Origin of the sequence: Chitinophaga deserti (assembly GCF_003149455.1) — a bacterium.
GTDB lineage: Bacteria > Bacteroidota > Bacteroidia > Chitinophagales > Chitinophagaceae > Chitinophaga > Chitinophaga deserti.
This window is the reverse complement of record NZ_QFFK01000002.1, coordinates 707,510-733,229: the sequence shown is the minus strand read 5'-3', so window position 1 is coordinate 733,229 and position 25,720 is coordinate 707,510. Positions and strand designations below refer to the sequence as shown.

The window sequence follows — 25,720 nt, the reverse complement described above, 5'->3', positions numbered from 1 at the left end:
CTAACTTGCCTTGATGACGCGCATCCTGAATTGGGATTGCTTGCGCAGGTACTGGCTGATTACATTGTAAAGCCGGTCGAATTCGATGGGCTTGATGAGATATTCATTTACGCCGGCATTCTTGGCTTCATCCTGCTGTTCGTGAAATGCATCTGCAGAAATAGCGATAACAGGGATATGAGCGAGTACAGGATCTTTACGCAGTTGTACAATTACTTCAAGGCCTGTCATGCGAGGCATATGCATGTCCATGATAATGATATCGGGATGCACTTTACGGGCAAGCGCAAGCCCATCTTCCCCATTGTTGGCCACATGCAGGGTAACCCCTACGTTAGAGAAAAACCGCTGCATGATGAGCTGGTTAATCTCACTGTCTTCCATCAGCAATACACGCGTTTCATCAGGAAAAGCAGCATACTCATGCTGTGCGGCGGTAGTATTTTCAAGCGGCTGCAGTCCTCCTGTAACAGATTCTGCATTGAGAGGAAGCGTTACGGTGAAAGCGGTGCCTGCGCCGGGGTGGCTCCATACTGTAATGCTGCCGCCCATCATTTCCGCGATGCGCCGGGTAATGGTAAGGCCCAGACCTGTACCTCCATAGTTCTCCTGTATGGATGCATCGGCCTGTTCAAAAGGCTGGAAAATAACACGCTGTTTATCTTCAGGAATACCAATGCCTTCGTCTGACACGCGAATGCACCATTGCATGGATTCTTTACGGAAACAGTGAAGCGTCACTTTCTTCTTTTCAGGTGAAAATTTGATAGCGTTGCCCAGCAGGTTATTGACGATCTGGGTGAGATGAACACGATCGCCGTAAATGATGGAAGGCAGGCGGTTATCGATCTGCAGTTGGATGGCTACATCCTTTACCTGGGCGGCATTCTGATAGATGGCCGAAACACCGCGGAGCCAATCGCGCAGGTTAAAAGGTTCCGGTTGCACCTGGTCTATTTTACCTGCTTCAATACGCGCCAGTTCCAGTACGTTGTTGACGATCTCCAGCAGGGTATGGCCGCTGGTACTGATGCTTTCGATATAAGCGAGTGCATTCTGAGGAATGCGGTTACGGTTGTCGATCTCATTCAGCAGCAGGTAGGTCATCCCGATCACAGCGTTGAGTGGATTGCGGATTTCATGACTGATCTCTCTGAGGTAGGCCGACTTGGCCAGATTTGCTTTCTCAGCAGTATCCCGTGCCTGCACAAGTGCTTCCCGGGCTTCTTCCAATTCTTTCAATTGTGCGGTCAGCAGATTATCCTGTTCGCGCAGCTGGCGGTTGCTGTTTTTGAGATTGCTGATCATCTCTTCCATAATCATGTTGCCCTGCGTAAGTGCCGAGGTACGGGCTTCCACTTCCTGCGCGAGATGTTCGTTATAGGCAGATAATTTGGCATTGATCTGTTTCAGTTCTGCTTCTTTACGCAGTACCAGGTCGTTCTTACGGTTAAGCGATTCGTTCTTTTTTTGCAACCGCTTCAGGAGGCCGGTGATATTGAGCTGATAGAATCTGATGACCATGAAATTGAGGGTCAGTACAACTGACATGATGAGCCATCTGAAAAAGAATAATTCCTGCCGCGACATTTCCATCGGGCTGATCAGCTGGTAATAGTAATTGGTTTCAAGTAAGGCCAGGCACACGAGGATCATGAGCAGGCACATGAAGCGCAGTTCCTGTTCGTCTGGTGTGCAGATTAGGAGGGGAACGCCGATGAGGAAAAGGCCGAGAAAATGTACCTGTGTGCTTTCGCCGAAAGTAGCGCCGTAATACAGCATTACCATGCAGAATACGAACATCAGCGAGAACTTGGCGGTACCATACCAGCCAATCCGGTTGAAGGCAAGAATGGAAAGGAAACCGCATACGAAACCGAGGGCGGTGTAGAGAATGGACCAGTCCCCTGAAATCCACGCAAGGGTAACACCACAGAAGGCGCAAAGGATTGCGGTGATAAAACTGAAGGAATTTACCACCATCAAACGCTTTACGTCGCCTCCCTTGCGGTCTGGCTGAAGCCCTATACGTTTAATGATATTGAACCATCCCGTTAACATTCAAAAAACTCTCTTCTATAATTTACGGAATTTTCCCCAAAAGGCCCGGAACAAATCTTCCCGGTGCAAAATGGGCGCATGGAGATTATTCTTACCCCTCAAAACAGCAACAAGCCTTTAACAAATACGGCTGCTGCAAAAAATTAGCCCGATAAACATCGGGCCAGAGGTGATAACTCTCCAAAATTTATATTTGAACTTACTGGTATCTACGATCTTTGATGCTGACGAAAATTACCAAGACACGCCGGTAAGATTTGTTAAATGGTTGTTAACAATCAAATGTAAAATAACAAGTCCGGGGAGATCCCCAGACCTGCTAAATACGCTCCAATTTAACTACATGGAGGTGTTCAGTTTAAACCTAACCCCTACCATGGTTTCTCAAAATTAGATGCCTTAACTCCCTACTCGTGTTAAATGGTTGTTATTGATAGTGTCGAAAACACGTATGTGTTTGCATTTGACACTACTTTACTAACTTGATGAATATCAGGAACACCGCCTGACCATTGTCAGACTCCCGGACGATCCGTACTCCTACTTTTGTACAAATAAAACCCTTGGCATGCCATCAGTCGAAATACTCAGCCGCATTCAATTCGCTTTCACCATTGCCTTCCATTATATATACCCCCCGTTAAGCATCGGACTGGGCGTATGCCTCGTTATCATGGAAGGCATGTACCTCCGGACGGGGATTAAAATGTATGAAGACATCACCCGCTTCTGGATTAAAATTTTCGCACTCATCTTCGGCATCGGGGTAGCCACAGGCATCGTCATGGAATTCGAGTTTGGTACCAACTGGGCTACCTATTCCCGGTACGTGGGAGATATATTCGGCAGCGCGCTGGCGGCAGAAGGTATCTTCGCCTTCGCACTGGAATCCGGCTTCCTGGGTATCCTCCTCTTTGGCTGGAACCGTGTCAGCAAAGGCGTCCACTTCTTTTCTACCATCATGGTAGCACTTGGCTCCATCTTTTCCGCCCTCTGGATAGTGATCGCCAACTCCTGGCAACAAACACCCACCGGGTATGTGATTGAAGGGGAAGGAATGCAGGCCCGCGCTGTTATCACCGATTTCTGGGAAATGGTATTTAATCCATCATCCGTTGACCGCTTTTCTCATGTCATTCTCGGCTCCTTCCTTGCAGGTTCGTTCCTGGTGATGAGTGTAGGCGCCTGGTACATCGTCCGCAACCGCTTTGTTGAACCTGCCAAAGCCATGTTCAAAGTAGGTCTTTCTGTTGCCGCCGTTGCCGCGCTTGCACAGCTGTTTACCGGGCACCGCTCCGCAGAATATGTCAGTCACTATCAACCCGCCAAGCTTGCAGCCATGGAAGGGCATTGGGACAGTTCTGCCGTGGCGCCCATGTACCTCTTCGGATGGGTTGATAATAAAACCGGTAAAACTACAGGACTGGCAGTACCGGGCGGGTTATCCTTTCTTACCCATGGGTCTTTCCAGGCACCGGTAACAGGGCTTAATGCCTTCCCGGTCACCGAAAGGCCTACAGCCGTGAACTTCGTGTTTCAGACTTATCACATTATGGTGGCTATTGGCATGATGCTGATCGCCCTTACGCTGGCGGCATTGTATTTCCTGTGGCGGAAACAGCTGTTCAATAAGAAATGGCTTATGACACTCTTCGTTTGGGCTGTGCTGCTGCCACAGGTAGCCAATCAGGCCGGGTGGTATGCCGCTGAGGTGGGCCGCCAGCCCTGGGTAGTGTACGGCCTGCTACGCACTTCTGATGCGCTCAGTAAAGATGTGAAGGCCAACCAGGTAATGTTCAGCCTCATACTCTTTACCCTCGTTTATGCTTTACTGTTCGTACTATTCATCTATCTGCTCAATAAGAAAATTCAGCACGGGCCGGCAATGACGCATAATGAGGAAGAAGAAAGCGATGAGTTTTCCAAACGGAATATCAAACAACTGCAAAACCCTGAACACTAAAAAGCTTACTATGGAAACGATTTTTGGTCTGGACTTACCCACCCTGTGGTTCCTGGTGATCGGTGGACTTATAACTGGTTATGGTGTGCTCGACGGGTTTGATCTTGGAGCAGGGGCATTACATTTGTTCTTTAACAAAGAAGAAAGCCGCCGTATAGCGCTGAATGCCATCGGCCCGGTATGGGACGGTAATGAAGTATGGCTGGTAATAGCGGGAGGCGCACTGTTTGCAGGGTTTCCGCTGGTGTATGGAACGATCCTTTCCATATTCTACGTCCCCTTTATGCTATTCCTTGTGGCGCTGATCTTCCGGGGTATATCCATAGAATTCCGGGGCAAGGAACCCATGGCATGGTGGCGTAAAATGTGGGATGTGGCGTACATGGTTTCAAGCACAGGTATCACCCTGTTGCTGGGGCTTATCCTTGGCAACCTCATCCATGGACTGCCGATGAACGAAAAGCACGAATTCACCGGCGGGCTGCTCACCTTCTTTCATCCCTATGCACTCCTGATCGCCATCACCACCTTATCGTTGTTCATGCTCCATGGTGCAATTTATCTTGTCATGAAAACGGAAAACCGGCTGTACGCCAAGCTAACGGTGCTGGTAAACAACTGCAGCAAATTCTTTATCCTCTGCTTCATCCTGTCGTCTATGGTTACGCTCATCTATATCCCGCATATGACGGAGGAGTTTAAAGAGCATCCATGGTTGTTTGTGCTGCCCATGCTGGCAGTGCTTACCGTGCTCAATATTAAGCGGAACATTGATGCGAGGAAGTATTTCACGGCATTCGTCTTTTCCAGCTGTATTACCGCCATACTGCTGATTTTATTTGCTATCGGACTGTACCCCAACATTGTCATCAGTACTACCGATCCTGCATTCAGCATCAGTATTTACGAAGCCGCCTCTTCCCCTAAATCTTTGAGAATCATGTTATTGATTGCAGCGATAGGTACCCCGCTCGTTATTTCCTATACAATTTTTGTGTTCTGGACTTTCCGGGGTAAGGTAAAACTCAATGAAATGAGCTACTAAACGGGATTTCCATGTATAAAGAAGCCCCGGCAAGGAATTGCCAGGGCTTTACCATTTAACCTAACTATATGCTGTAACAGCAACTAGTATCTTTAATATGTTGAATATGTTATGTAGCCTGTTTAATAGTTAGACGTTGAACGAAGAAAAAACTTGCGTGTTGAAACATGTTTTTTGAAAATATTTTCCGGTAAAGGAAATGGGCATTAACATCTAACCAAAGACTGTTAAAAGAAGGAAAAGTTTAACCACGGATAAATAGTCATTATTTTTGAGTCATGAACCGTATCGACCGTTTAACCGCTATACTTATACAACTGCAGGGGAAGAAGATCGTGAAGGCACAGGAAATCGCAGACAGGTTTGAAATTAGCCTGCGTACTGTTTACCGCGATGTAAAAGCCCTTATGGAAGCCGGGGTGCCAATTGGCGCCGAAGCGGGTACGGGGTACTATATCGTGGACGGGTATCATCTGCCCCCCGTTATGTTCAACCGTAATGAAGCGGCTGCCCTCCTCACCGGGGAAAAGCTCATGGAAAAACACAGCGACCAGTCTAACCACCAGCAATTCAGCAATGCCATGCAAAAAATCAGGGCTGTATTGCGGGGCAGCGATAAGGATTTCCTGGAATCGCTGGACGATAATATTGCTGTATTACGCGATAACCGCGCTAATGATCAACAGTTCCCCAACCGCTTCCTCAGCGATATACAGGAAGGGCTGGCCAACCAGAAAGTACTTTCTGTGGAATACTATTCTTTTTATAACGACAGTACTTCGCGCCGGGAAATTGAACCCATCGGCATCTTTCATATGAACAGCAGCTGGCACCTCATTGGCTGGTGCCGCCTCCGCAACGATTACCGCGACTTTCGTGCTGACCGTATCAAAAGCCTCCAACTTACCAGCCAGGTGTTCGACAAATCCAAACGGATCTCTTTACAGGAATACATCACTAAAGAATTTGAGGCCGATCCGGACCAGCCCAGCCTGATTCAGGTACGCATCTCCCACGATGTGGCACGCTGGCTGGGGCAACAGAAATATCATTATGGATTTGTACAGGAGAGAACGGAAACAGAATATGTGGAGATGGATTTCCTTTACCACAGCCTGCATTACTTTGCCCGCTGGCTGCTCATGCTGGGGAAACATGCATCTATAGTGGCACCCGAAGATCTAAAGATTATCATCAAACAGCAGATTTCTGAATTGGATGGTCATTACTCCTGACATAAGGTTGTCATACCCACCGGTTTCCTTTGCATAAACCTTCGTTATGCAGAAAACTGATTTAGCCAAAATACAGAAGCAATATTACCGGGCACGGCCAGCACCAGAGCTGGTGACCATTGCCCCCGGACAATTTTTAACGGTGGAAGGTACCGGTGATCCGTATGCCGGGGAGTTCCGCGCCAAGATCAAGGCTTTATGGGCTACTGCATTTAACATCCGTAAGATCTGCAAGCTGCAGGGTAACGATTTCCGTATGCCTGCTCTGGAAGGCTATTGGTGGGCCAACAGTGGCGATCCTTTGCCCTGTGTAGCCACGGCCGAGTGGAACTGGAAGCTGGCGCTTCAGATGCCTGCTTTCGTTTCCCGGGGGGATTGCCGGCAGGCGGCAGCTCTGGCTGGTAATAAGCGCCTCCCTTACCTCGATGCCCTGAGATTTGAAGCCATCCCGCCGGCATTGGCCGTTCAGATCCTGCATACAGGTTCTTATTACGAAGAGGAGGCATCGGTAAGCCGGTTACACCAGTATATACGGCAGCATCACCTGGAGGTGAATGGTGTACATCATGAAATTTATCTGAATGATCCCGGGAAAACTCCGGTAGATAAGTTGAAAACGATCCTTCGTCTGAATGTAAAGGCGGGGTGAGAAAGCAGGGAGGTTATTTTTCGTCGCCCCCGATGCCCAGCAGTTCGATGGCCTGAGAAGCTGCGATCTGGCTGGCATCTTTTTTATTGAAAGCTTTACCGGTGCAGATGAGTTCTCCGTCGAGCATGGCACCTACGGTAAAGATGCGGCGGCCGTTATCCATCTGTTCTTCAATAAGCTCAAACTCGAGGGATTTACCGTTTTTATTGGCCCATCCGTACAGTTTGTTCTTGTGGTTCATTTCTACGATTTCGAGTGCTTCGAGATCGATGTAAGGAACGAGGATGCGTTTGTGAACGAACTGTTTGGTTTGATTATAGCCGCGGTCGAGGTAAACTGCTCCTACAAGAGCTTCGAGGGTATTGCCGAATATCTGGGAGATTTTGAGGAAGGAGTTGTATTTGTCGTAGATGGTTAGTTTGCGGAGGCCCATTTTGATGGCGATATCGTTGAGCTGTTGGCGGTTAACGATTTTGGACCTCATTTCGGTAAGGTAACCTTCTGTTTTGTAGGGGTATTTTTTAAAGAGGTAGTCTCCGATGATGGCACCGAGGATGGCATCGCCGAGGTATTCCAGGCGCTCATTGCTCTCAAGGAATTTCTCCTTGCTGGAACGGTGGCTCAAAGCGACTTCATACAGTGCCAGGTTGCCCGGGTGAAACCCGAGCAGGTTGTAGAGGTCTTTGTACAATCGCTTTTTCCCGTATAAAAGTTTATATAGGAATCCTGGAATTAGTTTCACACAATCAAGGAACAAATTTTTTGAAAATAACGGAGGCGTTATGCCCGCCAAACCCGAAGGTATTGCTAAGGGCAGCTCTCACTTCTCTTTTTTGTGCAACGTTAAAAGTGAAATTCAGATTGGCATCCAGCTGGGGGTCGTCAGTGAAATGGTTGATCGTGGGAGGTACGAGCCCTTCAAGAATACTCTTGATGATAGTGATGGATTCCACGGCTCCGGCTGCTCCAAGGAGGTGCCCGGTCATGGATTTGGTGGAGCTGATATTGAGTTTGTAAGCAGCTTCTCCAAATACCTGCTGAATGGCCTTTACTTCCGCAATGTCGCCCAGCGGAGTAGAGGTTCCGTGAACATTGATGTAATCGATGTCTTCAGGCAGGAGGTTAGCGTCTTTAAGAGCCTGGTTCATCACATTGGTGGCTCCGAGCCCTTCGGGGTGGGGAGCGGTGATGTGATGGGCATCTGCAGAGGCACCGCCGCCGGCGAGCTCAACATAGATTTTTGCACCGCGGGCCATGGCATGTTCGTAGCTTTCCAGCACCAAAGCGCCGGCGCCTTCGCCCATTACAAAACCATCGCGGTCCAGGTCAAATGGCCTGGAGGCCGTTTTTGGATCGTCGTTCCGCTCACTGAGCGCCTTCATGGCGTTAAATCCGCCAACACAGGGCTCATTGATGATGTTCTCCGACCCACCGGAAATGATTACGTCCGCCTTTCCGTAGCGGATGGTGTACATGGCTTCTATCAGCGCATTGGTGGCAGATGCACATGCAGATACCACCGAAAAGTTAGGGCCTCTGAAACCATGACGCATAGATATATGCCCTGCGGCAATATCAAGAATCAAACGGGTGATCAGGAAAGGGCTGAAACGTGGTGTTCCGTCCCCGGAATGGAATTCCTTTAATTCGTTCGTGAAATTGATCATCCCGCCAACGCCCGTACCCCAGATCACGCCAACCCTGTCAACATCCACGGAGTTGCGGTCGATTTTCGCGTCCGCCACTGCCTGATCGGCTGCTATGACTGCGGTTTGCGTGAACGGGTCCATTTTGCGTGCATCCTTCTTATCCATGAAATCCACGGGATCGAAGTTCTTCAGCTCACAGGCAAAACGGGTCTTGAATTTGGAAGCATCAAACTGCTTGATATAATCAGCGCCCGATACACCGGTCGCCAATCCCTGCCAGAAAGCATCTACGGAATTGCCGAGCGGTGTCAGCGCGCCTAAACCTGTAACGACTACTCGTCTTGGTTGCATTAAAACAGTTCTGATTTGTTGGATTATTTAACGTGTTCTTCCAGGTAAGCTACTGCCTGGCCAACAGTGGTGATTGTTTCTGCTTGTTCGTCAGGAATGGAGATGTTGAATTCTTTTTCGAATTCCATGATCAGTTCTACCGTATCCAAAGAGTCAGCGCCCAGGTCGTTGGTAAAGGAGGCTTCAGGAGTTACCTCGGCTTCGTCAACGCCTAATTTGTCAATAATGATCTTTTTAACTCTTGATGCAATGTCTGACATAATTTTAAGTGTTTTTGGTTTAAAACTTGACTGCAAAAATATAATTTTTATTCAATTGCCAAGGATTCAGGGGAATTTTAACCCAGATTTTCCAAAGCCTTAACAACACTACCTTCTCAAACGCCCTGCAGTAGCGGCTTCCCGCTTGCACCGCATACACGCCTGCAAACATATTACACTGCATCTTCATCCTTCCAACCCCCTTTTTATCCCGTTTTATACCCCCTCACTACCCCACTTTCACCATCCCGCAACCCCTCTCTTACACTCCCTTCTCTCCACTTATGCAACTACTGGTATATACATTTTTTTATATCCCGTCTCCATCTACCCCGCCCCCTCCATCACCCGCCCTCCCGGTTAACAGCCGCAACAATTTTAGCTGTTACGACATACAAGTTGACCATTCAACCGCAGTTTCTGCCACTTAACCATATTTAAAACCGGAACAGGAACGGCTTGACGTCCAATTATTACATTTGTCCGGCTCCTAAATCCATTATCTTGCGGGGTAGAGCCCACGTTGCAAACCCTGGACCCGATCAGCGGCAAATAAACTTTATATAGACTGAAACATGCGAAATAAGACCTTACGAATCGTTATCCTGTTCCTCGTACTGGCTGTAGCCGGCTTCTTTATTTATAAGCTGACCGCCAAATCCGAACCTAAAGCCGGAGGCCCTGCCGCTGGCGGGGCAAGACCAGCAGCACGTCCCATTCAGGCAGATGCCTATGTCGTTAAACCTGTTAAACTCGACGAAATCATCGAAGCTTCCGGAACACTCCAGAGCAATGAAGAAGTGGAACTCAAACCTGAGATCACCGGCAGAATCACACAGATACATTTTAAAGAAGGCGCCAAAGTTGCCAAAGGCACCCTCCTTATTAAGATTTATGATGGCGACATCCTCGCTACCCTCCGCAAACTGGAGCTTCAGCGCGAACTTGCCCGTACCACCCTCGCCCGCCAGGAGTCTCTCCTTAAAATCAACGGTATCAGCCGGCAGGATGTGGATGTTACCACCAACCAGGTGGCTGCCTATGGCGCCGACATTGAATATAACCGTGCCCAGCTCCAGAAAACGGAGATCCGTGCCCCCTTCAGCGGAACCATCGGTCTCCGCAACGTATCCGAAGGTGCTATTGTGGGCCCCACCACTATTATGACCACCCTGCAGCAGCTCGATCCCCTCAAGATCGATTTTGCCGCTCCGGAAAAATACCGCAATGCCATCCGCAAGGGTGAGCCTGTTTACTTTTCTGTAACCGGCGATACCACCCGCTACCGCGGTTCCATCTACGCCATCGATCCTAAAATCGATCTGGCCACCCGCAGTGTAAAGATCCGTGCCGTAGTGCCCAACCCCTCCGGCACCCTGTTCCCCGGCTCTTTCGCCCGCACCTCCATTCAGCTGAAGGATAATCCGAACGCCATCATGATACCCTCCCAGGCAGTAATCCCCGGTACCCGCTTTAAGCAGGTGATCGTGGCAGACAGCGGGAAAGCCAAATTCGTGATCGTGGAAACAGGCATCAGGAATGAAAGCAATGTGCAGATTACCAGTGGCTTAGAGATCGGCGACACCGTTATTACCACCGGCATCCTCCAGCTCAAACCCGGAATGCCCTTTAAATATAATAAGGTGCAATAGTGCGCTGCCCATCATAACAGCGGTTCCCAGAACTTAACAAAGAAACTCATGAGCTTACCCTCCATATCACTTAAAAGGCCCGTACTCGCCATCGTGATGAACATCATCATCGTGATCTTCGGCGTAGTAGGGTTCACCTTCCTCGGGGTGCGCGACTTCCCCGCCATCGACCCTCCGGTTGTAAACGTCCGTACGTCGTACCCCGGCGCCAACTCCGATATCATCGAAACACAGATCACCGAGCCCCTCGAAAAAGCCATCAATGGCGTGGCCGGTATCAAAAATATTTCCTCTCTCAGCTCTCAGGGCTCCAGTAACATCACCGTGGAGTTTGAACTGAGTGAAGACCTCGAAGCTGCGGCAAATGATGTGCGCGACAAAGTGTCTCAGGCACAGCGCAACCTGCCAAACGACCTCGAAGCACCGCCCGTTGTATCTAAAGCAGATGCCAACTCGGACGCTATCATTTCCATGACCGTGCAGTCCAACACCCGCAACCAGCTCGAAATTACCGAGTACGCCAACAACGTACTGCTCGAACGGCTGCAAACCATACCCGGTGTTTCTGCCATTCAGGTATGGGGTGAAAAGAAATACGCCATGCGTATCTGGATGGACCCTGCCCGCCTTTCCGCATACTCCCTCACCCCCGGCGACGTACAGCTGGCCCTCCAGCGCGAGAACGTTGAGCTGCCTTCCGGGAAGATTGCCGGTAACGCTACGGAACTCACCGTGCGTACCTTCGGCAGGCTCGATACGGAAGATGAATTCAATGAACTGATCATCAAAAACGTAAATGGTGCGGAAATCAGGCTTCGCGACGTAGGGCAGGCAGTACTCGGGCCGGAGAACGAAGAAACACAGCTGAAAGAAACGGGCATCCCGCAGATAGCCCTCGCCCTCATCCCGCAACCCGGCTCCAACTACGTAGCTATCTCAGAAGAGTTTTATAAAAGATACGAACAGCTGAAGGAAGAAGTTCCGGATGACTATACGCTCAACATCGCGATGGACAATACCGCGTTCATCAAGAAGAGTATCCACGAAGTTCAGGAAACACTCATCATCGCACTGGTACTGGTAATCCTCATCGTTTACCTCTTCTTCCGCGACTGGCTCATGGCCCTCCGCCCCATCGTGGACATCCCGGTGTCGCTCATCGGTGCATTCTTCATCATGTATATCTGCGGCTTCACCATCAACATCCTTACGCTGCTGGCTATCGTACTGGCTACGGGGCTTGTGGTGGACGATGGTATCGTGGTAACGGAAAACATTTATAAAAAGATAGAAGCAGGGCTGCCGCGTATGCGTGCCGCCAAGGAAGGATCGGAAGAGATCTTCTTTGCGGTAATCGCCACATCGGTAACGCTCGCATTCGTATTCCTTCCCATCATCTTCCTGCAGGGCTTCGTAGGAAGCCTGTTCCGGGAATTCGGGATCGTAGTGGCAGGTGCGGTACTTATTTCCGCATTCGTTTCGCTCACCCTCACCCCGGTGCTCAACGTGAAACTCGCCCGCAAAACACATAAGCATTCCTGGTTCTACGAAAAAACAGAGCCTTTCTTCCAGTGGATGGAAAGGAGCTACAAGAACACACTCGCATCATTTGTGCAGGTACGCTGGTTTGCGTGGGTAATCATTGCCGCATGTATCGGTATGATTTACGTACTGTTCACCAACATCCAGTCTGAGCTGGCACCGGTGGAAGACCGCAGCACTTTCCGCCTTTCCATCAACACACCGGAAGGTACCGCTTATGATGCGATGGATAAATACGTGACAGACCTGGTAGATTTTATGAAAGATTCCATCCCGGAAAAGAAAGTGATCCTTTCCGTGACAGCCCCCGGCTTCTCCGGGGCGGGTTCAGTAAACACTGCCTTCTCATTCGTAACGCTTCCCGAACCCAATGAGCGCCTCCGCTCACAGAAAGATATCGTGAACATGGTGAACCGTAACATGTACCGGTTCCCCCAGGGCAAGGTGTTCGCCATCGAGCAGCAAACTATTCAGGTAGGCCGCCGCGGTGGTTTACCCGTAGCATTCGTATTACAGAACGTAAACTTCGAAAAGCTCTCCGCCGTTGTGCCGCGCTTCGTGGAAGAAGCCAGCGCACACCCCGTTTTCCAGGGGGTGGATATTGATCTTAAATTCAACAAGCCGGAGCTGCGTATCCATATCAATCGCGCGAAAGCAAGCGAACTGGGCGTTTCCGTGGAAGATATTTCCTCCACGCTGCAACTGGCGCTTTCCAACCGCCGCTTCGGATATTTCATCCGCAACGGTAAACAATACCAGGTAATGGGGCAGGTGTTCCGGGAAGACCGCGACGACCCTGTAGACCTGCAGAGCATCTACGTCCGCAACTCCCGTGGCGAAGCCATTCAGCTCGACAACCTGGTGACCATCCAGGAAGAAACCAGTCCGCCCGTTATCTACCACTATAACCGTATGAAATCGGCCACCATATCCGCAGGGCTTGCCCCGGGTAAAACTATTGGTGACGGTATCGACGCCATGGGTGAGATATATACCAGGCTGGAAAAAGAAGGAGTGATCGATAATTCGTTCGATACTGCACTGAGCGGTTCCTCGCGCGACTATGCGGAATCCGGCTCCAACACCATGTTCGCACTGTTACTGGCCCTGATACTCATTTACCTCGTACTCGCGGCGCAGTTCGAAAGCTGGGTAGACCCGTTGATTATCATGCTCACAGTACCCATGGCGTTTGCAGGTGCATTCCTGTCGCTGAAGCTGTTCGATCAGACATGGAACATCTTCTCCCAGATCGGGGTAATTATGCTGATAGGGCTTGTGACGAAAAACGGTATCCTTATTGTGGAGTTTGCCAACCACATGCGCGATGCAGGCAAGGAGAAAGCAGAAGCGGCTATTGAAGGTGCCGTGATGCGCCTCCGCCCGATCCTCATGACATCACTGGCCATGGCCCTGGGTGCATTACCTATTGCAATGAGCCTTGGTGCGGCATCTACCAGCCGTATACCGCTTGGTATCGTGATCGTGGGAGGTATTATGTTCTCCCTTGTACTCACGCTGTACGTGATCCCCGCTGTGTACACTTACCTGAGCCGCAGGAAGAAGAACACGGAATTTGAAGACGCGGTAACCGAATCGAAAGTGCCAGAAGAAGCTGCTTCCGCCGCGCACGCCTAAAACATGCTAACAATGAAACTGAAACTGATATTATGCTCCGCCTCCTGGATCCTTGCCTTAACTACCGGCGCCCGCGCACAGCAGGTGCTTACGCTGGAACAGGCAATAGACCTGGGGCTGAAAAACAACTACGACATCCGCATGGCACGCAACGATGCGGATGTGGCTGCCAACGATAATGCCTACGCCAATTTCGCCTTTGCGCCACGCATCAATGGAACGGCCTCAAAAACCTGGACCAATACCGCTACCAAACAGGAATTCGGCAACGGCTCCAAGCGGGATACTTCCGGCATTAAGAACCGCCAGATGCAGGCTGCCGTGAATCTTAACTGGACGCTGTTCGACGGTCTTAAAATGTTTGCCACCCGCCAGCGTGTACAGGCCATCGAGATCCTCGGTGAAATGAACGTGCGTAACCAGGTGGAAAATACAGTAGCTAATATTATCAACAGCTATTACAACATCTCCCAGCAAAAGCAACAACTGCGTGCCCTCGCCGAACAGATGTCTATTTCCGACGAGCGGGTAAAGCTCTCCGACGCTAAGTTCCAGACAGGGCTTGCACCTAAAACCGACTGGCTGCAGGCAAAAGTGGACTACAACGCCCAGCGTGCCAACTGGCTCCGGCAGCAAACCGTGATTGAGCAAAGCAAAGCATCACTCAACCAGCTGCTGGCCATTGCAGACGAAAACGTAAACTACGATGTGCTCGACTCCATCCCGCTGAATACGCAGCTCTCTTACGGACAGATCCTCGAAAACATCCAGCAAACCAATCCGCTGATGCAGATCTCCCGTCAGAACCTGGAGATTTCCCGCATAACGCTAAAGGAAAGAAAAGGTGATTTTTACCCGGTGATTGCTTTCAACTCCGCATATAATTTCAGCCAGTCACGCGCGAGCGCCGCCATCAACCAGTTTAGCCCCATCTTCAACCAGAACCGGGGCCTTAACTACGGATTCTCTGCCACGGTGCCCATCTTCAACGGCCTTAACGTACACCGCCAGGTGAAAGCCGCGAAGCTCGATATTGAATACCAGCAACTGGCGCTCGACAATCAGGCATCGCTCGTAAACCTGCAGCTCCGCAATGCTTTCAGGGATTATGAATATTATAAGATGTCGCTGGAACTGGAGCAGGAAAGTGTAGACCTCGCCCGTGAAAATACCATGGTGGCGCTGGAGCGCTTCCGGCAGGGAGTTTCTACTACGCTGGAAGTAAAAGAAGCACAGCAAAGCCTTGAACTGGCCGCTTACCGCCTTATACAGGCACGCTATAATACCAAAGTAGCAGAAACAGAACTGATGCGCCTGAAAGGTGCTCTCCTGAAATAATATCCTTTCGGATAAAGAAAAAGCCCGTTCCGGTAAAACCAGGACGGGCTTCTTTTATGAAGGTAATATGTTATTGCTGTTCCGATGTATCTCTTCGAAGTACGCCTTTCTGCCTCTGGTACCTTTCGAACGACTGCTTGATGAACAGCAGCAGATCGTATTCGGTAGCGTTGAGGAGGAAGTTGTAAGGCGGCCGGTATGCCAGCATGAATGAGTCCAGCTCAGGGCTTTCCAGTTTGGTTACTTTGGCTACCAGGTCGGGATTGTAACGGTAATCGATATGCTTTTCTTCTTCCCAGTATTTCAGCTGTTCACCGAATTTCTCCTTGCGCTTGCGGGCACGGCTGGGAACAAGATAAGTGAGTGCGGTAATGGGGTTCGACGGTAGTGTTTTCAGCACATCCATGGCGCCGGGCCGTTTATAGCCGAAATACTTCTCATATTCTTCCCGGATAGAAAGCGAATCCTGCTTATAGATGCGCCCGCGGATACTGATACCCTGCAGGCCCATGATGTGGCGTTTCATTTCCACATTGCGGGTGGCGGAAATACCGGGAGCCACGTAAGCGGTGCGTACGTAGCTGAGGCTGGAAAACTCAATGGTATCGCCCGGGAGGGCTTCAATATAATACCGGCCTGATTCGTTGGAAACAGTGCCCATACCGTTGCGTTTGTTCCAGACGCTCACTGCCGGGAGGCCTGTACGCGTATCCGCATCGGTAATCATACCCATGAGCCGAACCGCCTGAGCCGTTGCGTCCTGCAGTCCTACCAGGCACAATACACCTGCCGCCACAGCGTATCTTAACAGAAATTGCTTCATACTATGCTCTCAAATTTAACGTTCCGGGGCCAAATGAAACGTTAAAAATAATTGATAAGCCTGACGCTTTTGGCATAATTTCGGGAAACTCCTGAAATTCAAGCCATGGCCCGTAAAATCATCTTTTCCACACAAAGGTACCAATATCTGAAGGAGCGCCTCCTTGCCATAGCACCGGATACCTGGGAGCCGGGGCTCCTTTCCATCCGCGATTTCCCTGACGGAGAGCACTACCATCGTATAACCTCTACCGTTACCGGGAAAGAGGTAGTGCTCATCGGGGGCACTATCGATGATAAGGAAACCCTCGAGCTGTTCGATATCGCCAACGGCTGCATCCAGTACGGCGCCCTGTGTGTGAACCTCGTTATTCCCTACTATGGCTATTCCACCATAGAAAGAGCCGTGCAGTACGGGGAAATAGTGAAAGCCAAAACCCGGGCCACTTTGCTTTCCGCACTACCCGCCACATCCATGGGCATCCGGGTTATCCTGATAGACCTGCATGTAGATGGTATTTCCTATTATTTTGAGAACAATGTGCGCCCCGTACACCTGTATGGCAAAGCCATCGTGCAGCAGGCAGCGCTGGATATAGCCGCAGGCAGGCCGTTTGTACTGGCCAGCACAGACTCCGGCCGGGCCAAATGGGTAGAATCACTGGCAAATGACTTAAACGTGCAGGCAGCCTTTGTTTTCAAGAAAAGACTGTCGGGCGAAGAAACACATGTTACCGCCATCAGCGCCAATGTGCAGGACACGCTGGTGATTATATACGACGATATGATCCGTACCGGCGGCTCGCTCATCAATGCCGCCGAGGCGTATAAACAGGCCGGTGCCTCCGCTATCGGGGTTATTACTACCCACGGTATTTTCGCCGGTAATGGCTTCGGCCGTATCCGCGACTGTGGTTTGGTAGAAAAGCTCATTTGTACAGATACGCACCCCAATGCACTGGAAATCAACGATCCGTTACTGGAAGTAAGATCCATAGCGCCGGTGATTTTCGATTATTTCGACAGTTTGCCTGTTTAATCCAAACCACTAACCTTTATTGCATGCCCGACATCCGCCTCATAGAATATGGCAGCTGCGACTATCACGATATGGTAGCCCTGCGCGATAAGATGCTCCGCCGCCCGCTGGGGCTCACGTTCTCAGCAGCGTACCTGCAGCAGGAGGTCAACGATATACTCATTGGCTGTTTCGACAACAACCGCATAACAGGCTGTTGCATCCTCACCCCGGTAAGCGATACTACGGTACAACTGCGGCAGATGGCCGTGGATGATGATCAGCAGGGGAAAGGCACCGGCAGTAAAGTGCTGCGCTTTGCGGAAGAGCAGGCGCGGAAGGAGGGATTTTCCGAATTAATGATGCATGCCCGGGAAGCAGCACGGCCGTTCTATGAAAAAAACGGCTATTCCGTACGAGGGGAAATGTTCACCGAAGTGGGAATCGATCATGTAGAGATGTTCGTAAAACTATGATCAGCGGTTTAACTTACGCCTGTAGTCAGAAAACGTACGCTGCATGAGCTCGCTGAATTGGGAACGGGCTTCGTCGTTTTCGAATGCACTGGTAGGGATGAGAAAGAAAGTGCGTTTATCGCGGTAGAGAAAGAAGAAAGACTGTGTTTCCACGATCTGGCTGAAGTTGCGCCACGACATACTGCGTTCGCCCTGGCCGGTATAAATAGCCATGCCTTCGTCGTTATAACGCAAACGGATACTGTCCCGGAAAGTGGCGGCTTTGTTGTAAGTGGAAACGGGCAGCAGGTACCAGAAGGCCCAGCCCAGGATAACCATCATCACTACAATGCCCAGCATGGCATTAAAATTCACCACACGGAATACGTAGCCAATCACGGTGGCCAATAGCAAAATGATCAGGGTATTGCGAAAAACCCTGATTTCGCCCCTGCGCAGGAAATGGAACCGTAATGCATTAATGACTTCTTCCTTTTTGTACGTAAACTGGAGCAAATGCATTAAACGAACTTACGAAATTATTTCGAAGCTGTCAATGGCATTGGTGCGTCGAGATCGTCGCAAGTGGATACAGGCGCGGTTTTGCGGGTTTTGGATGCCGTGCGCTTGTCGCTCAGGTCGTCTTCATTAAGACCGGGGAAGTTTTTCTTGATGAATTGCATGTATTGTTGCAAAACTTTCGGGTCAACCTTAAAAGGTGCCACAATCTGATCCTTTGCTTCCAGCTTCATGGAAGGATCGTTTTGTATGCGGGTTTCGTTCTGTAAATACCATTTGTAAAGATCTACCATGGCTTTCTGCATATCCGCTTCATCCACTTTTTCCACTTTGGATTGCGGTACCGTCCACAGAATTTCCTCGAGCCGGTTAGTAGCCCTGGCTTTGGTGACGGTGGTAGTTCCCTTGTCCCCTTTATCGGTCTTGTCGCCGTTATTCGTAGTCTTATCGCCGTTGTGGGCAGACGCTGCAGTGGAAGCAGCCGTTACCAATGCCAACAAAAACAACAGCTTTTTCATAAGGGTAATAGTTTAATGACCTAAAAATACAAAATAACTCTTATAATAAAACCCCTTTTGACGAAACCGTACTTTTAAGGTACCAACAGCACTTGTGGTGCCATCAACGACCCGGGGCCTGTATCAAAAAGACGACCCGCCACTGGAAAAGTTGCAGCCTTTGCATATTATTTTTTAAGATCTTTTGCCGAAACCTCGAATTTACCCAGCACCTGCCCGCCCCTGTCCACAAACTCCACCTGCATCTTCCTGTCGTTCTGCGGACCTAACACCCTGATTCTGCTATAGTTCTGCGTTACCACCAGCGTTCCCGGTACCCGGATCGTACTGTTTACTTCCGCTCCCGAGGGAGCCGCCTCACCCGAGGATAGCGGTGAATTGGTAATGTCATACAGGGGGTAATTGTCTTTCCGGTTCAGCCGGATCACTTCAGAATGATGCCTGTCTCCGGTCAGGAACACGATGCCGGGGATGTTTACCTCATTGAGCCAATCCATAAATGAATGATATTCAACCGGGAAGTGATGAAAACTATCCCAACGGGAGTAGGTATTCAGCGCCTGGCTGCCAGTGGCAATCACTTTAAAGCGGGCATTGCTTTGCAACAGTGCGTTGCGGAGCCATTCCATTTGTGCATCGCCATACATCTTCTTTTCTGCATTGGGCTTCCCCCCAATACTATCCGGCATCCTCGAGCCGCTGGAAAAATAGCGGCCATCGAGCAAAAAGAAGTCTACATCGCTGAAGCTGAACTGGGTATAAATGCCTTTGCCTTCCTGCCCGAAGGTGGGATTGGGCCAGAAATTCCGGAATACCTCGCGGCTTTCTTCCCTGAAAATGTAGGCCTTGCTGGCATCGTTGGGTCCAAAATCGTGATCGTCCCAGATGGCGTAATGCGGCATGGCAGACAGTAAGGGTTGCAATACGGGCAACGAGCGGTCGCGATGGGCGCGATATAACAGTCCGGAGGCAGAACTGTAATCCACTTCCCGGGTGTACCAGTTATCGCCCAGCCAAAGCATAAAATCCGCCTTTTCTTCCGCCATGGTGAGGAAGATGGAAGAATCCTTCCCATAGGGTTTACCCGGCCGGTCGAACCCTTCTTCATTGAAATATGCACAGGATCCGGTGAGGAAAGTAAAATCCGGAGCGGGCATGCGGTATTGCCAGAGGGTTTTCGTTTTGAAAGCAGATTTCTTTACGGAAACCTTATTGAGCAGTACCTCATAGTTATACACTGTACCCGGATCGAGATTGACAAGATTGATTTTCAGCGGATTGTATAATTCACCCAGCTTACCGGTATATACCACCATTTTAGCATTGCCGGGTTTCCCCTCCGGCCAGTAGCGTATGGCAGCCTGCTTCACGGACGGGGATACTGCTGCCCAGATGATGGCATCGCGCAATTCAACTGCACCGGTCATGGGGCCGGATACAAGTTCATTCTTTTGGGCGGTGGCAGCGGAAAAGGAAAGAAGGATAGCGAGGATAATACAGGGGATGGTACGCATGGGATATCCTGGTTTAGGCATTCAAATATAACGGCTGCAACCAGCATATGCGCCGGAAAATGAATAATTTTACGTTAACATGGAAGCATATCTCAACTGGAGCGGGGGGAAAGACGCATCTTTTGCCCTCTGGCAATTGCAACAGCAGGGCGGCGTAAATGTACGCGGGCTTTTTACGACCCTTAGTGAGGCCTTTCGCCGGGTTTCAATGCACGGTGTGCAGGAAGTACTGCTGGACGAGCAGGCGCGCCTCACGGGCCTCCCTTTGCGAAAGGCATACCTTCCGGAGAACGCTTCCATGGAAGATTATAACCGCATTATGACCGAAGCCCTGGAAGCTTACAGGGCCGATGGGATCGACAAGGCCGTTTTCGGGGATATTTTCCTTGAAGATCTGCGGGCTTACCGGGAAACCCAGCTGGCCAAAGTGGGGATGGAAGGCATTTTCCCGCTCTGGAAGCGGGATAGTGCCGAACTGGTGAGGGATTTTATTGCTGCAGGCTTTAAGGCTATAATCGTTTGTGTGAACGACCGCTACTTACCCGCGTCATTTGCCGGCCGGGAGCTGGATGCTTCCTTCCTGGCTGATCTCCCCGCCGGGGTAGACCCCTGCGGCGAAAACGGGGAGTTCCACAGTTTCGTATACGATGGCCCCATATTCAGTTCTCCTGTAAGATTCACGCCCGGGGAAGTAACAACGCGCACCTATACGCCTGCCGGTAACCAGGGAACAAATTGCTATAAGGATGAGGAGGAAGGAGATGATTGCTTTAAAAAGGACTGCTTTAAGGACGATACCCAAACCTGGGATACCCGTTTTCACTTCCGGGAGCTGCATCCCTGCAATTAATGACCGGGGGTAATCCCCGCTTCACGCTTATTAACTGAAAACTTAAGGAATACATACTGTAACAGTGCTGTAATGGTACTATATAGTACATATTTGGCTACTTATCCTTTACAGTATTGGGTTTGGGCCCTGTTTATATACATTAAGTATACTTTAACCCTTCTTTAAACCTGCTTTAAGCCTTCTTTATCCGGCTAATTTCCCCTGTTTTCTGATTACTTACCGGTTCTCAACCGGCTAAAAAAACAAAAGCAATGGAAAAATCCATTGCTTTCGAGAGTCATTTACTGTGCAAGAAGATTCTCGCGGTGTAGGAATATTTGGTTTTTCATAGGACAGTAACCATATAAAAAATTAATACTTTAACAAATATAAAATAAATTAAATAACTACAATCGGTTTCTTTTTAATATTCGATTTGAGCAATAAAGCGGCTAAAAAATGAATAATTTGAAATTGAGACCCCGTTTTTTAAAGAAAATTCAAGAAATTTTCAACGGCTGGACAAAAACGGTTTTGCTGCCGTTCCGCAATTGTTAATGAGCGGGTATGCTTCCCGCTAAAATCCCTGTATTCAGTTCATCAGGTAAAAACTTACATATGTAAAGTGAGGGAGTAGTATTTACGGGGTAATCTGCAAACGCTTCAAATTATCAAGCGCAACCATCTCATTCCCAGAGACGGACTTTATTTTTTTGATGTTAAAGGGATTAAACCGGTTAGTAGTTTCATATGACTGCTGCAATAGTGCAGCAAAGTTTCAACCGAAACGATATGATGGGAAGTTGAATGTAAACTGAACGGATAAAATATAGGTGCGCGCATTTTCTATCACAAAAAATGCAATGAACGCAGTAAAAAAGTATGAAAAAACGGAAAGAAGAGAGAAATATCAGGCAGTTTTGAAAACCGCCGCCTTCAAGGGTTTGAAAAGAAAAAGGGCACTTAGAAAAGCGCCCTCAATTTGTTACTATCCTATGAAAACCCTATTTGTATACAAAGGTATATCGATGTTAACTTTATTTGAAATTTTAAGAGGTGAATAACAAATAATTAACAAAGCATCCACATTCTTTTTACTTCTCAAACACTGCACCATGGCTGTTTTCGTCAATCATCTCCATTTCTCTGAACATCGCATACTTGTTAAATGATCATAAATAAATCAGCTACAACCCATGCTATTTCCGCAATTCAGGCATTTGTAGCATGTGCCGGAGCGAACAGTTATATGCCCGCAGGTGTTGCACGCAGGCGCATCACTCTGCATGGTACGCATGTATTCCTGCGTGCCGCTTTCCCCTCCTGCAGCATTCACTGATTGCGGTTTTACAGCTTTCTGACCGGGTACTTCTGCTTTACCGCCTACAATCCTAACGTTGGATAAAGCTGGCTTTACCGCAGGCGCAGGCGTTTCATCCCACTCATCTTCCCCGGTATTGCCGGGCGCTTCCAGGATGTGCACCAGATCTGTACGGCCGAGATATTCATATCCCAATACACGGAAAATATAATCGATCAGCGAAGTAGCGGATCTGATATTAGGATGGTCCACCATGCCCGCAGGTTCGAATCTTGTAAATACGAACTTGTCAACAAACTCTTCCAGCGGCACACCATACTGCAGGCCCACACTCACTGCTATCGCGAAACAGTTCATGAGGCTGCGCAAAGTGGAACCTTCCTTCGCCAGGTCAATAAAGATCTCGCCAAGCGTACCATCATTGTATTCTCCTGTGCGTACGAAGATGGGCTGTCCTCCCACTTTCGCCTTCTGTGTAAACCCGCGGCGCTTGGCTGGCAGTGTTTTACGTTCCACGATGCGGCTAAGAGCGCGCTTCAGGGAAGTATCGGTACTGGCAGTCATCCGCTTGTTCAGCTCTTCCAGCAGCTCATCGATCGTAAGCTGGTTCATATCAATGATCTGCGCACTGTTTTCTGCCGGTGCTTCTGCTTCTGCAGTTTTCTTCTTTTTATCGCTCTTATTGCTCAGCGGCTGGCTCAGCTTGGAACCATCTCTGTACAACGCACAGGCTTTAAGCCCCAGTTCCCAGCTCAGTTTATATGAATCCGCAATTTCATCCACCACAGCCTCATTGGGCAGGTTGATGGTTTTGGAAATAGCGCCGGAAATGAAAGGCTGTGCAGCCGCCATCATCCGGATATGCCCGTGAGGATGGATGTAGCGCTCACCTTTCTTACCGCATTTATTTGCACAATCGAATACGGGGAGATGCGCGTCCTTTAAATAAGGTGCACCTTCCACCGTCATGGTTCCGCACACGAAATCGTTGGCAGCTTCGATCTGCTCATCGGTAAAGCCCAGCTCATGCAGCAGGCTGAACTCCATATTGAAGTACTGCTCCGGCTTGAAGCCCAGTCTTTGCAGACATTCTTCCCCGAGTGTATATACATTGAAAACGAAGGCGATATCGAAAGAGGAAACCACCGCGGTATCGAGTTTCTTCAGTTCGTCTGCGATAAATCCTTTTTCGCTGAGCGACTGCGCATTGATATAAGGCGCACCATTAAAGCTGCCTGAACCTTTTGCGTAATCCACGATGGCTTTCACCTCATTGTCTTTATAACCAAGGTGTTTCAGCGCAGTGGGGATGGATTGGTTGATGATTTTAAAGTAACCGCCACCGGAGAGCTTTTTAAATTTCACCAGTGCAAAATCGGGTTCCACGCCGGTAGTATCGCAATCCATTACGAGACCGATGGTACCTGTAGGAGCGATCACCGTTGCCTGCGCATTGCGGTAACCATACTGCTCGCCCAGCTGCACTGCATCATCCCAGGCCTTTGTAGCTGCCTTCAGCAGGTAATCCGGGCAGTAGCGGGCGTTAATACCCTGCGGACGAATTTCAATTCCTTCGTAAGCCTCCTGGGCATCATACGCCGCAGCGCGGTGATTGCGCATCACGCGGAGCATGTCTTCCTTATTTTCGGCGTATTTAGGGAAAGCGCCGAGGTGGCCGGCCATTTCCGCAGAGGTTTTATAGGAAACACCGGTCATAATCGCCGTAATAGCGCCGGCAATGCCGCGTGCTTCTTCACTGTCGTAGGGAATACCGCTTACCATGAGCATACTGCCGAGGTTAGCGTATCCCAGCCCCAGCGTGCGGTACTGGTAGCTCAGCTCTGCCACTTCGCGGGAAGGGAACTGCGCCATCAGTACGGAAACTTCCAGTACAACGGTCCACAGCCTTACGGTGTATTCAAACCCTTTTACATCGAACTGGCTGCTGTCTTCATCAAAGAAGCGGCGCAGGTTAACGGAAGCGAGGTTACAGGCGGTATTGTCGAGGAACATGTATTCCGAGCAGGGGTTGGATGCGTTGATCCGGCCGCCCTGGGGGCAGGTATGCCATTCGTTGATTGTGGTATCGTATTGGGTGCCGGGGTCGGCGCAACGCCAGGCTGCATAGGCGATCTGATTCCATAAATCGCTGGCCTTCACTGTTTTCATGACTTTCCCGGTAGTACGGGCCGTCAGTTCCCAGTCGCCATCTGCCGCCAGGGCGCGGAAGAAGGTGTTGGGGATGCGGACGGAGTTATTGGAATTCTGGCCGGAAACGGTTTTGTAGGCTTCGCCTTCATAATCGGAGGCATAGCCTGCGCTGATGAGGGCGCCTACTTTTTTCTCTTCTTCCACTTTCCAGTTGATGAACTGGAGGATTTCGGGGTGGTCGAGGTCGAGGCACACCATTTTAGCAGCCCTGCGGGTGGTACCGCCTGATTTGATGGCACCGGCAGCGCGGTCTCCTATTTTAAGGAAGCTCATGAGGCCTGAGGAGCTGCCCCCGCCGCCAAGCTTTTCGTTTTCGCCCCGAACGCGGGAGAAGTTGGTACCTACGCCCGAGCCGTATTTGAATATGCGGGCTTCCCGAACCCAGAGGTCCATAATACCACCATCGTTCACCAGATCGTCGTCCACACTGAGGATAAAGCAGGCATGAGGCTGAGGGCGTTCATATGCTGAGGTGGATTTCTGTAGTTTTTCGGTTTTGGGATCCACGAAGTAGTGGCCCTGCGGCTTTCCTTTGATGCCGTAGCTTTCATGGAGGCCGGTATTAAACCATTGGGGGGAATTGGGCACACAGCCCTGGTTAAGCATGCAATACACCAGTTCTTCGTAAAATACCTGCGCATCGGTTGTGCTGGCGAAGTAATCGTAGCGTTCGCCCCAGGCACGCCAGCAATTCGCCATACGGTGTACTACCTGGCGGACGGACGTTTCCCTTCCGGAGGAACCATCCGGCTGGGGGACACCGGCTTTCCGGAAGTATTTCTGGGCCAGAATGTCGGTAGCGATCTGCGACCAGCCCTTCGGAACTTCCACATTATTCATTTCAAAAACTACATCTCCGCCCGGGTTCCGGATTACGGAGGTACGCAGGTCAAACTCGAACTGATCGAAAGGACTTACGCCTTCACGGGTAAAATGCCGGGAAAACGCCAGACCGCCGTTCTTCTTTACTTGATTTTTCATGCCCTAGAAAATTTTAGCAGGATTTAACAAAACTGGTTTTTCGACTCTGAGTGGGATTACTAAATTACCTTCAAAAGGGGTCACAAACGAGTTTTGTTTTGCACAGTTTGTGGAAAAGCCTGCATTAACAAAAACGGCCGTATGGG

The 25,720-nt window shown here is 49.8% G+C and carries 19 protein-coding genes; 10 read left to right on the top strand and 9 right to left on the bottom strand.

All coding sequences use genetic code 11. The annotated features are described in order from the left end of the window. Window positions 1-2,061 (bottom strand): ATP-binding response regulator, encoded by a 2,061-nt coding sequence (locus DEV76_RS07075; protein WP_109696518.1) that lies wholly within the window; start codon window positions 2,059-2,061, stop codon window positions 1-3. A gap of 568 nt (window positions 2,062-2,629) precedes the next feature. Here DEV76_RS07075 and DEV76_RS07070 point away from each other — a divergent pair. The 4 genes from DEV76_RS07070 to DEV76_RS07055 all read left to right on the top strand — a co-directional run bounded on the left by DEV76_RS07070 (window position 2,630) and on the right by DEV76_RS07055 (window position 6,953). Further along, entirely contained in the window at window positions 2,630-4,024 is a 1,395-nt protein-coding gene (locus tag DEV76_RS07070) for a cytochrome ubiquinol oxidase subunit I (protein WP_109696516.1), read from the top strand. Between the two features lie 10 nt (window positions 4,025-4,034). Beyond that, on the top strand, window positions 4,035-5,069 hold the full coding sequence (cydB, locus tag DEV76_RS07065; protein ID WP_109696514.1) for a cytochrome d ubiquinol oxidase subunit II: 1,035 nt from the start codon (window positions 4,035-4,037) through the stop codon (window positions 5,067-5,069). Window positions 5,070-5,347: 278 nt separating this feature from the next. Then, window positions 5,348-6,304: a helix-turn-helix transcriptional regulator gene (locus DEV76_RS07060; protein ID WP_109696512.1), complete on the top strand. Its 957-nt coding sequence runs from the start codon at window positions 5,348-5,350 to the stop codon at window positions 6,302-6,304. 46 nt (window positions 6,305-6,350) lie between these two features. Next, window positions 6,351-6,953 carry a GyrI-like domain-containing protein gene (locus tag DEV76_RS07055; protein WP_109696510.1) on the top strand — a complete coding sequence of 201 codons (603 nt, stop codon included), beginning with the start codon at window positions 6,351-6,353 and terminating at the stop codon, window positions 6,951-6,953. Window positions 6,954-6,966: 13 nt separating this feature from the next. Here DEV76_RS07055 and rnc read toward each other — a convergent pair whose 3' ends face one another. Genes rnc through DEV76_RS07040 form a run of 3 tightly spaced genes read right to left on the bottom strand, consistent with a single transcriptional unit; the run spans window position 6,967 to window position 9,213 of the window. Beyond that, a complete protein-coding gene (rnc, locus tag DEV76_RS07050) occupies window positions 6,967-7,644 on the bottom strand; it encodes a ribonuclease III (protein WP_232826896.1) in 678 nt (225 codons plus the stop codon). 55 nt (window positions 7,645-7,699) lie between these two features. Then, entirely contained in the window at window positions 7,700-8,953 is a 1,254-nt protein-coding gene (gene fabF, locus DEV76_RS07045; protein WP_109696508.1) for a beta-ketoacyl-ACP synthase II, read from the bottom strand. A 23-nt stretch (window positions 8,954-8,976) separates the two neighbouring features. Next, window positions 8,977-9,213, bottom strand: a complete 237-nt coding sequence (locus tag DEV76_RS07040) for an acyl carrier protein (protein WP_012788038.1) — start codon at window positions 9,211-9,213, stop codon at window positions 8,977-8,979. 575 nt (window positions 9,214-9,788) lie between these two features. Here DEV76_RS07040 and DEV76_RS07035 point away from each other — a divergent pair. From DEV76_RS07035 to DEV76_RS07025, 3 genes are read left to right on the top strand one after another with little or no spacing between them, the layout of a single operon-like run. Continuing rightward, entirely contained in the window at window positions 9,789-10,865 is a 1,077-nt protein-coding gene (locus tag DEV76_RS07035) for an efflux RND transporter periplasmic adaptor subunit (protein WP_109696506.1), read from the top strand. Between the two features lie 48 nt (window positions 10,866-10,913). After that, a complete protein-coding gene (locus DEV76_RS07030; RefSeq protein WP_109696503.1) occupies window positions 10,914-14,045 on the top strand; it encodes an efflux RND transporter permease subunit in 3,132 nt (1,043 codons plus the stop codon). Window positions 14,046-14,057: 12 nt separating this feature from the next. After that, window positions 14,058-15,383: a TolC family protein gene (locus tag DEV76_RS07025; protein WP_198651965.1), complete on the top strand. Its 1,326-nt coding sequence runs from the start codon at window positions 14,058-14,060 to the stop codon at window positions 15,381-15,383. Between the two features lie 70 nt (window positions 15,384-15,453). Here the strand turns inward: DEV76_RS07025 and DEV76_RS07020 are convergent, their stop codons facing one another. After that, window positions 15,454-16,206 carry a carboxypeptidase-like regulatory domain-containing protein gene (locus DEV76_RS07020; protein ID WP_109696499.1) on the bottom strand — a complete coding sequence of 251 codons (753 nt, stop codon included), beginning with the start codon at window positions 16,204-16,206 and terminating at the stop codon, window positions 15,454-15,456. Between the two features lie 105 nt (window positions 16,207-16,311). Between DEV76_RS07020 and prs the strand changes: the two genes are divergently transcribed. Both prs and DEV76_RS07010 read left to right on the top strand, forming a co-directional pair. After that, window positions 16,312-17,244, top strand: a complete 933-nt coding sequence (prs, locus tag DEV76_RS07015) for a ribose-phosphate diphosphokinase (protein WP_109696497.1) — start codon at window positions 16,312-16,314, stop codon at window positions 17,242-17,244. A 23-nt stretch (window positions 17,245-17,267) separates the two neighbouring features. Then, window positions 17,268-17,699 (top strand): GNAT family N-acetyltransferase, encoded by a 432-nt coding sequence (locus DEV76_RS07010; protein WP_109696495.1) that lies wholly within the window; start codon window positions 17,268-17,270, stop codon window positions 17,697-17,699. Here DEV76_RS07010 and DEV76_RS07005 read toward each other — a convergent pair whose 3' ends face one another. The 3 genes from DEV76_RS07005 to DEV76_RS06995 form a co-directional block, all read right to left on the bottom strand. Further along, window positions 17,700-18,200, bottom strand: coding sequence for a YcxB family protein (locus DEV76_RS07005; protein WP_109696493.1), 501 nt, complete (start codon window positions 18,198-18,200; stop codon window positions 17,700-17,702). A 17-nt stretch (window positions 18,201-18,217) separates the two neighbouring features. Continuing rightward, on the bottom strand, window positions 18,218-18,715 hold the full coding sequence (locus tag DEV76_RS07000; RefSeq protein WP_109696490.1) for a hypothetical protein: 498 nt from the start codon (window positions 18,713-18,715) through the stop codon (window positions 18,218-18,220). Between the two features lie 167 nt (window positions 18,716-18,882). Further along, on the bottom strand, window positions 18,883-20,229 hold the full coding sequence (locus DEV76_RS06995; RefSeq protein ID WP_157962757.1) for an alkaline phosphatase D family protein: 1,347 nt from the start codon (window positions 20,227-20,229) through the stop codon (window positions 18,883-18,885). 79 nt (window positions 20,230-20,308) lie between these two features. Between DEV76_RS06995 and DEV76_RS06990 the strand changes: the two genes are divergently transcribed. Continuing rightward, window positions 20,309-21,079, top strand: a complete 771-nt coding sequence (locus tag DEV76_RS06990; protein WP_109696486.1) for a Dph6-related ATP pyrophosphatase — start codon at window positions 20,309-20,311, stop codon at window positions 21,077-21,079. A 1,165-nt stretch (window positions 21,080-22,244) separates the two neighbouring features. Here the strand turns inward: DEV76_RS06990 and DEV76_RS06980 are convergent. Next, entirely contained in the window at window positions 22,245-25,574 is a 3,330-nt protein-coding gene (locus tag DEV76_RS06980) for a vitamin B12-dependent ribonucleotide reductase (RefSeq protein ID WP_109696482.1), read from the bottom strand. Window positions 25,575-25,720: the final 146 nt, after the last annotated feature.

Coding starts and splice junctions, on each gene's coding strand:
- DEV76_RS07060 (WP_109696512.1), top strand. CDS start 5,348: ATGAACCGTATCGACCGTTTAACCGCTATACTTATACAACTGCAGGGG.
- DEV76_RS07025 (WP_198651965.1), top strand. CDS start 14,058: ATGAAACTGAAACTGATATTATGCTCCGCCTCCTGGATCCTTGCCTTA.
- prs (WP_109696497.1), top strand. CDS start 16,312: ATGGCCCGTAAAATCATCTTTTCCACACAAAGGTACCAATATCTGAAG.
- DEV76_RS07070 (WP_109696516.1), top strand. CDS start 2,630: ATGCCATCAGTCGAAATACTCAGCCGCATTCAATTCGCTTTCACCATT.
- DEV76_RS07035 (WP_109696506.1), top strand. CDS start 9,789: ATGCGAAATAAGACCTTACGAATCGTTATCCTGTTCCTCGTACTGGCT.
- DEV76_RS07055 (WP_109696510.1), top strand. CDS start 6,351: ATGCAGAAAACTGATTTAGCCAAAATACAGAAGCAATATTACCGGGCA.
- DEV76_RS06980 (WP_109696482.1), bottom strand. CDS start 25,574: ATGAAAAATCAAGTAAAGAAGAACGGCGGTCTGGCGTTTTCCCGGCAT.
- DEV76_RS07010 (WP_109696495.1), top strand. CDS start 17,268: ATGCCCGACATCCGCCTCATAGAATATGGCAGCTGCGACTATCACGAT.
- cydB (WP_109696514.1), top strand. CDS start 4,035: ATGGAAACGATTTTTGGTCTGGACTTACCCACCCTGTGGTTCCTGGTG.
- DEV76_RS07005 (WP_109696493.1), bottom strand. CDS start 18,200: ATGCATTTGCTCCAGTTTACGTACAAAAAGGAAGAAGTCATTAATGCA.
- DEV76_RS07030 (WP_109696503.1), top strand. CDS start 10,914: ATGAGCTTACCCTCCATATCACTTAAAAGGCCCGTACTCGCCATCGTG.
- DEV76_RS07040 (WP_012788038.1), bottom strand. CDS start 9,213: ATGTCAGACATTGCATCAAGAGTTAAAAAGATCATTATTGACAAATTA.
- DEV76_RS06990 (WP_109696486.1), top strand. CDS start 20,309: ATGGAAGCATATCTCAACTGGAGCGGGGGGAAAGACGCATCTTTTGCC.
- DEV76_RS07075 (WP_109696518.1), bottom strand. CDS start 2,061: ATGTTAACGGGATGGTTCAATATCATTAAACGTATAGGGCTTCAGCCA.
- DEV76_RS06995 (WP_157962757.1), bottom strand. CDS start 20,229: ATGCGTACCATCCCCTGTATTATCCTCGCTATCCTTCTTTCCTTTTCC.
- fabF (WP_109696508.1), bottom strand. CDS start 8,953: ATGCAACCAAGACGAGTAGTCGTTACAGGTTTAGGCGCGCTGACACCG.
- DEV76_RS07000 (WP_109696490.1), bottom strand. CDS start 18,715: ATGAAAAAGCTGTTGTTTTTGTTGGCATTGGTAACGGCTGCTTCCACT.
- DEV76_RS07020 (WP_109696499.1), bottom strand. CDS start 16,206: ATGAAGCAATTTCTGTTAAGATACGCTGTGGCGGCAGGTGTATTGTGC.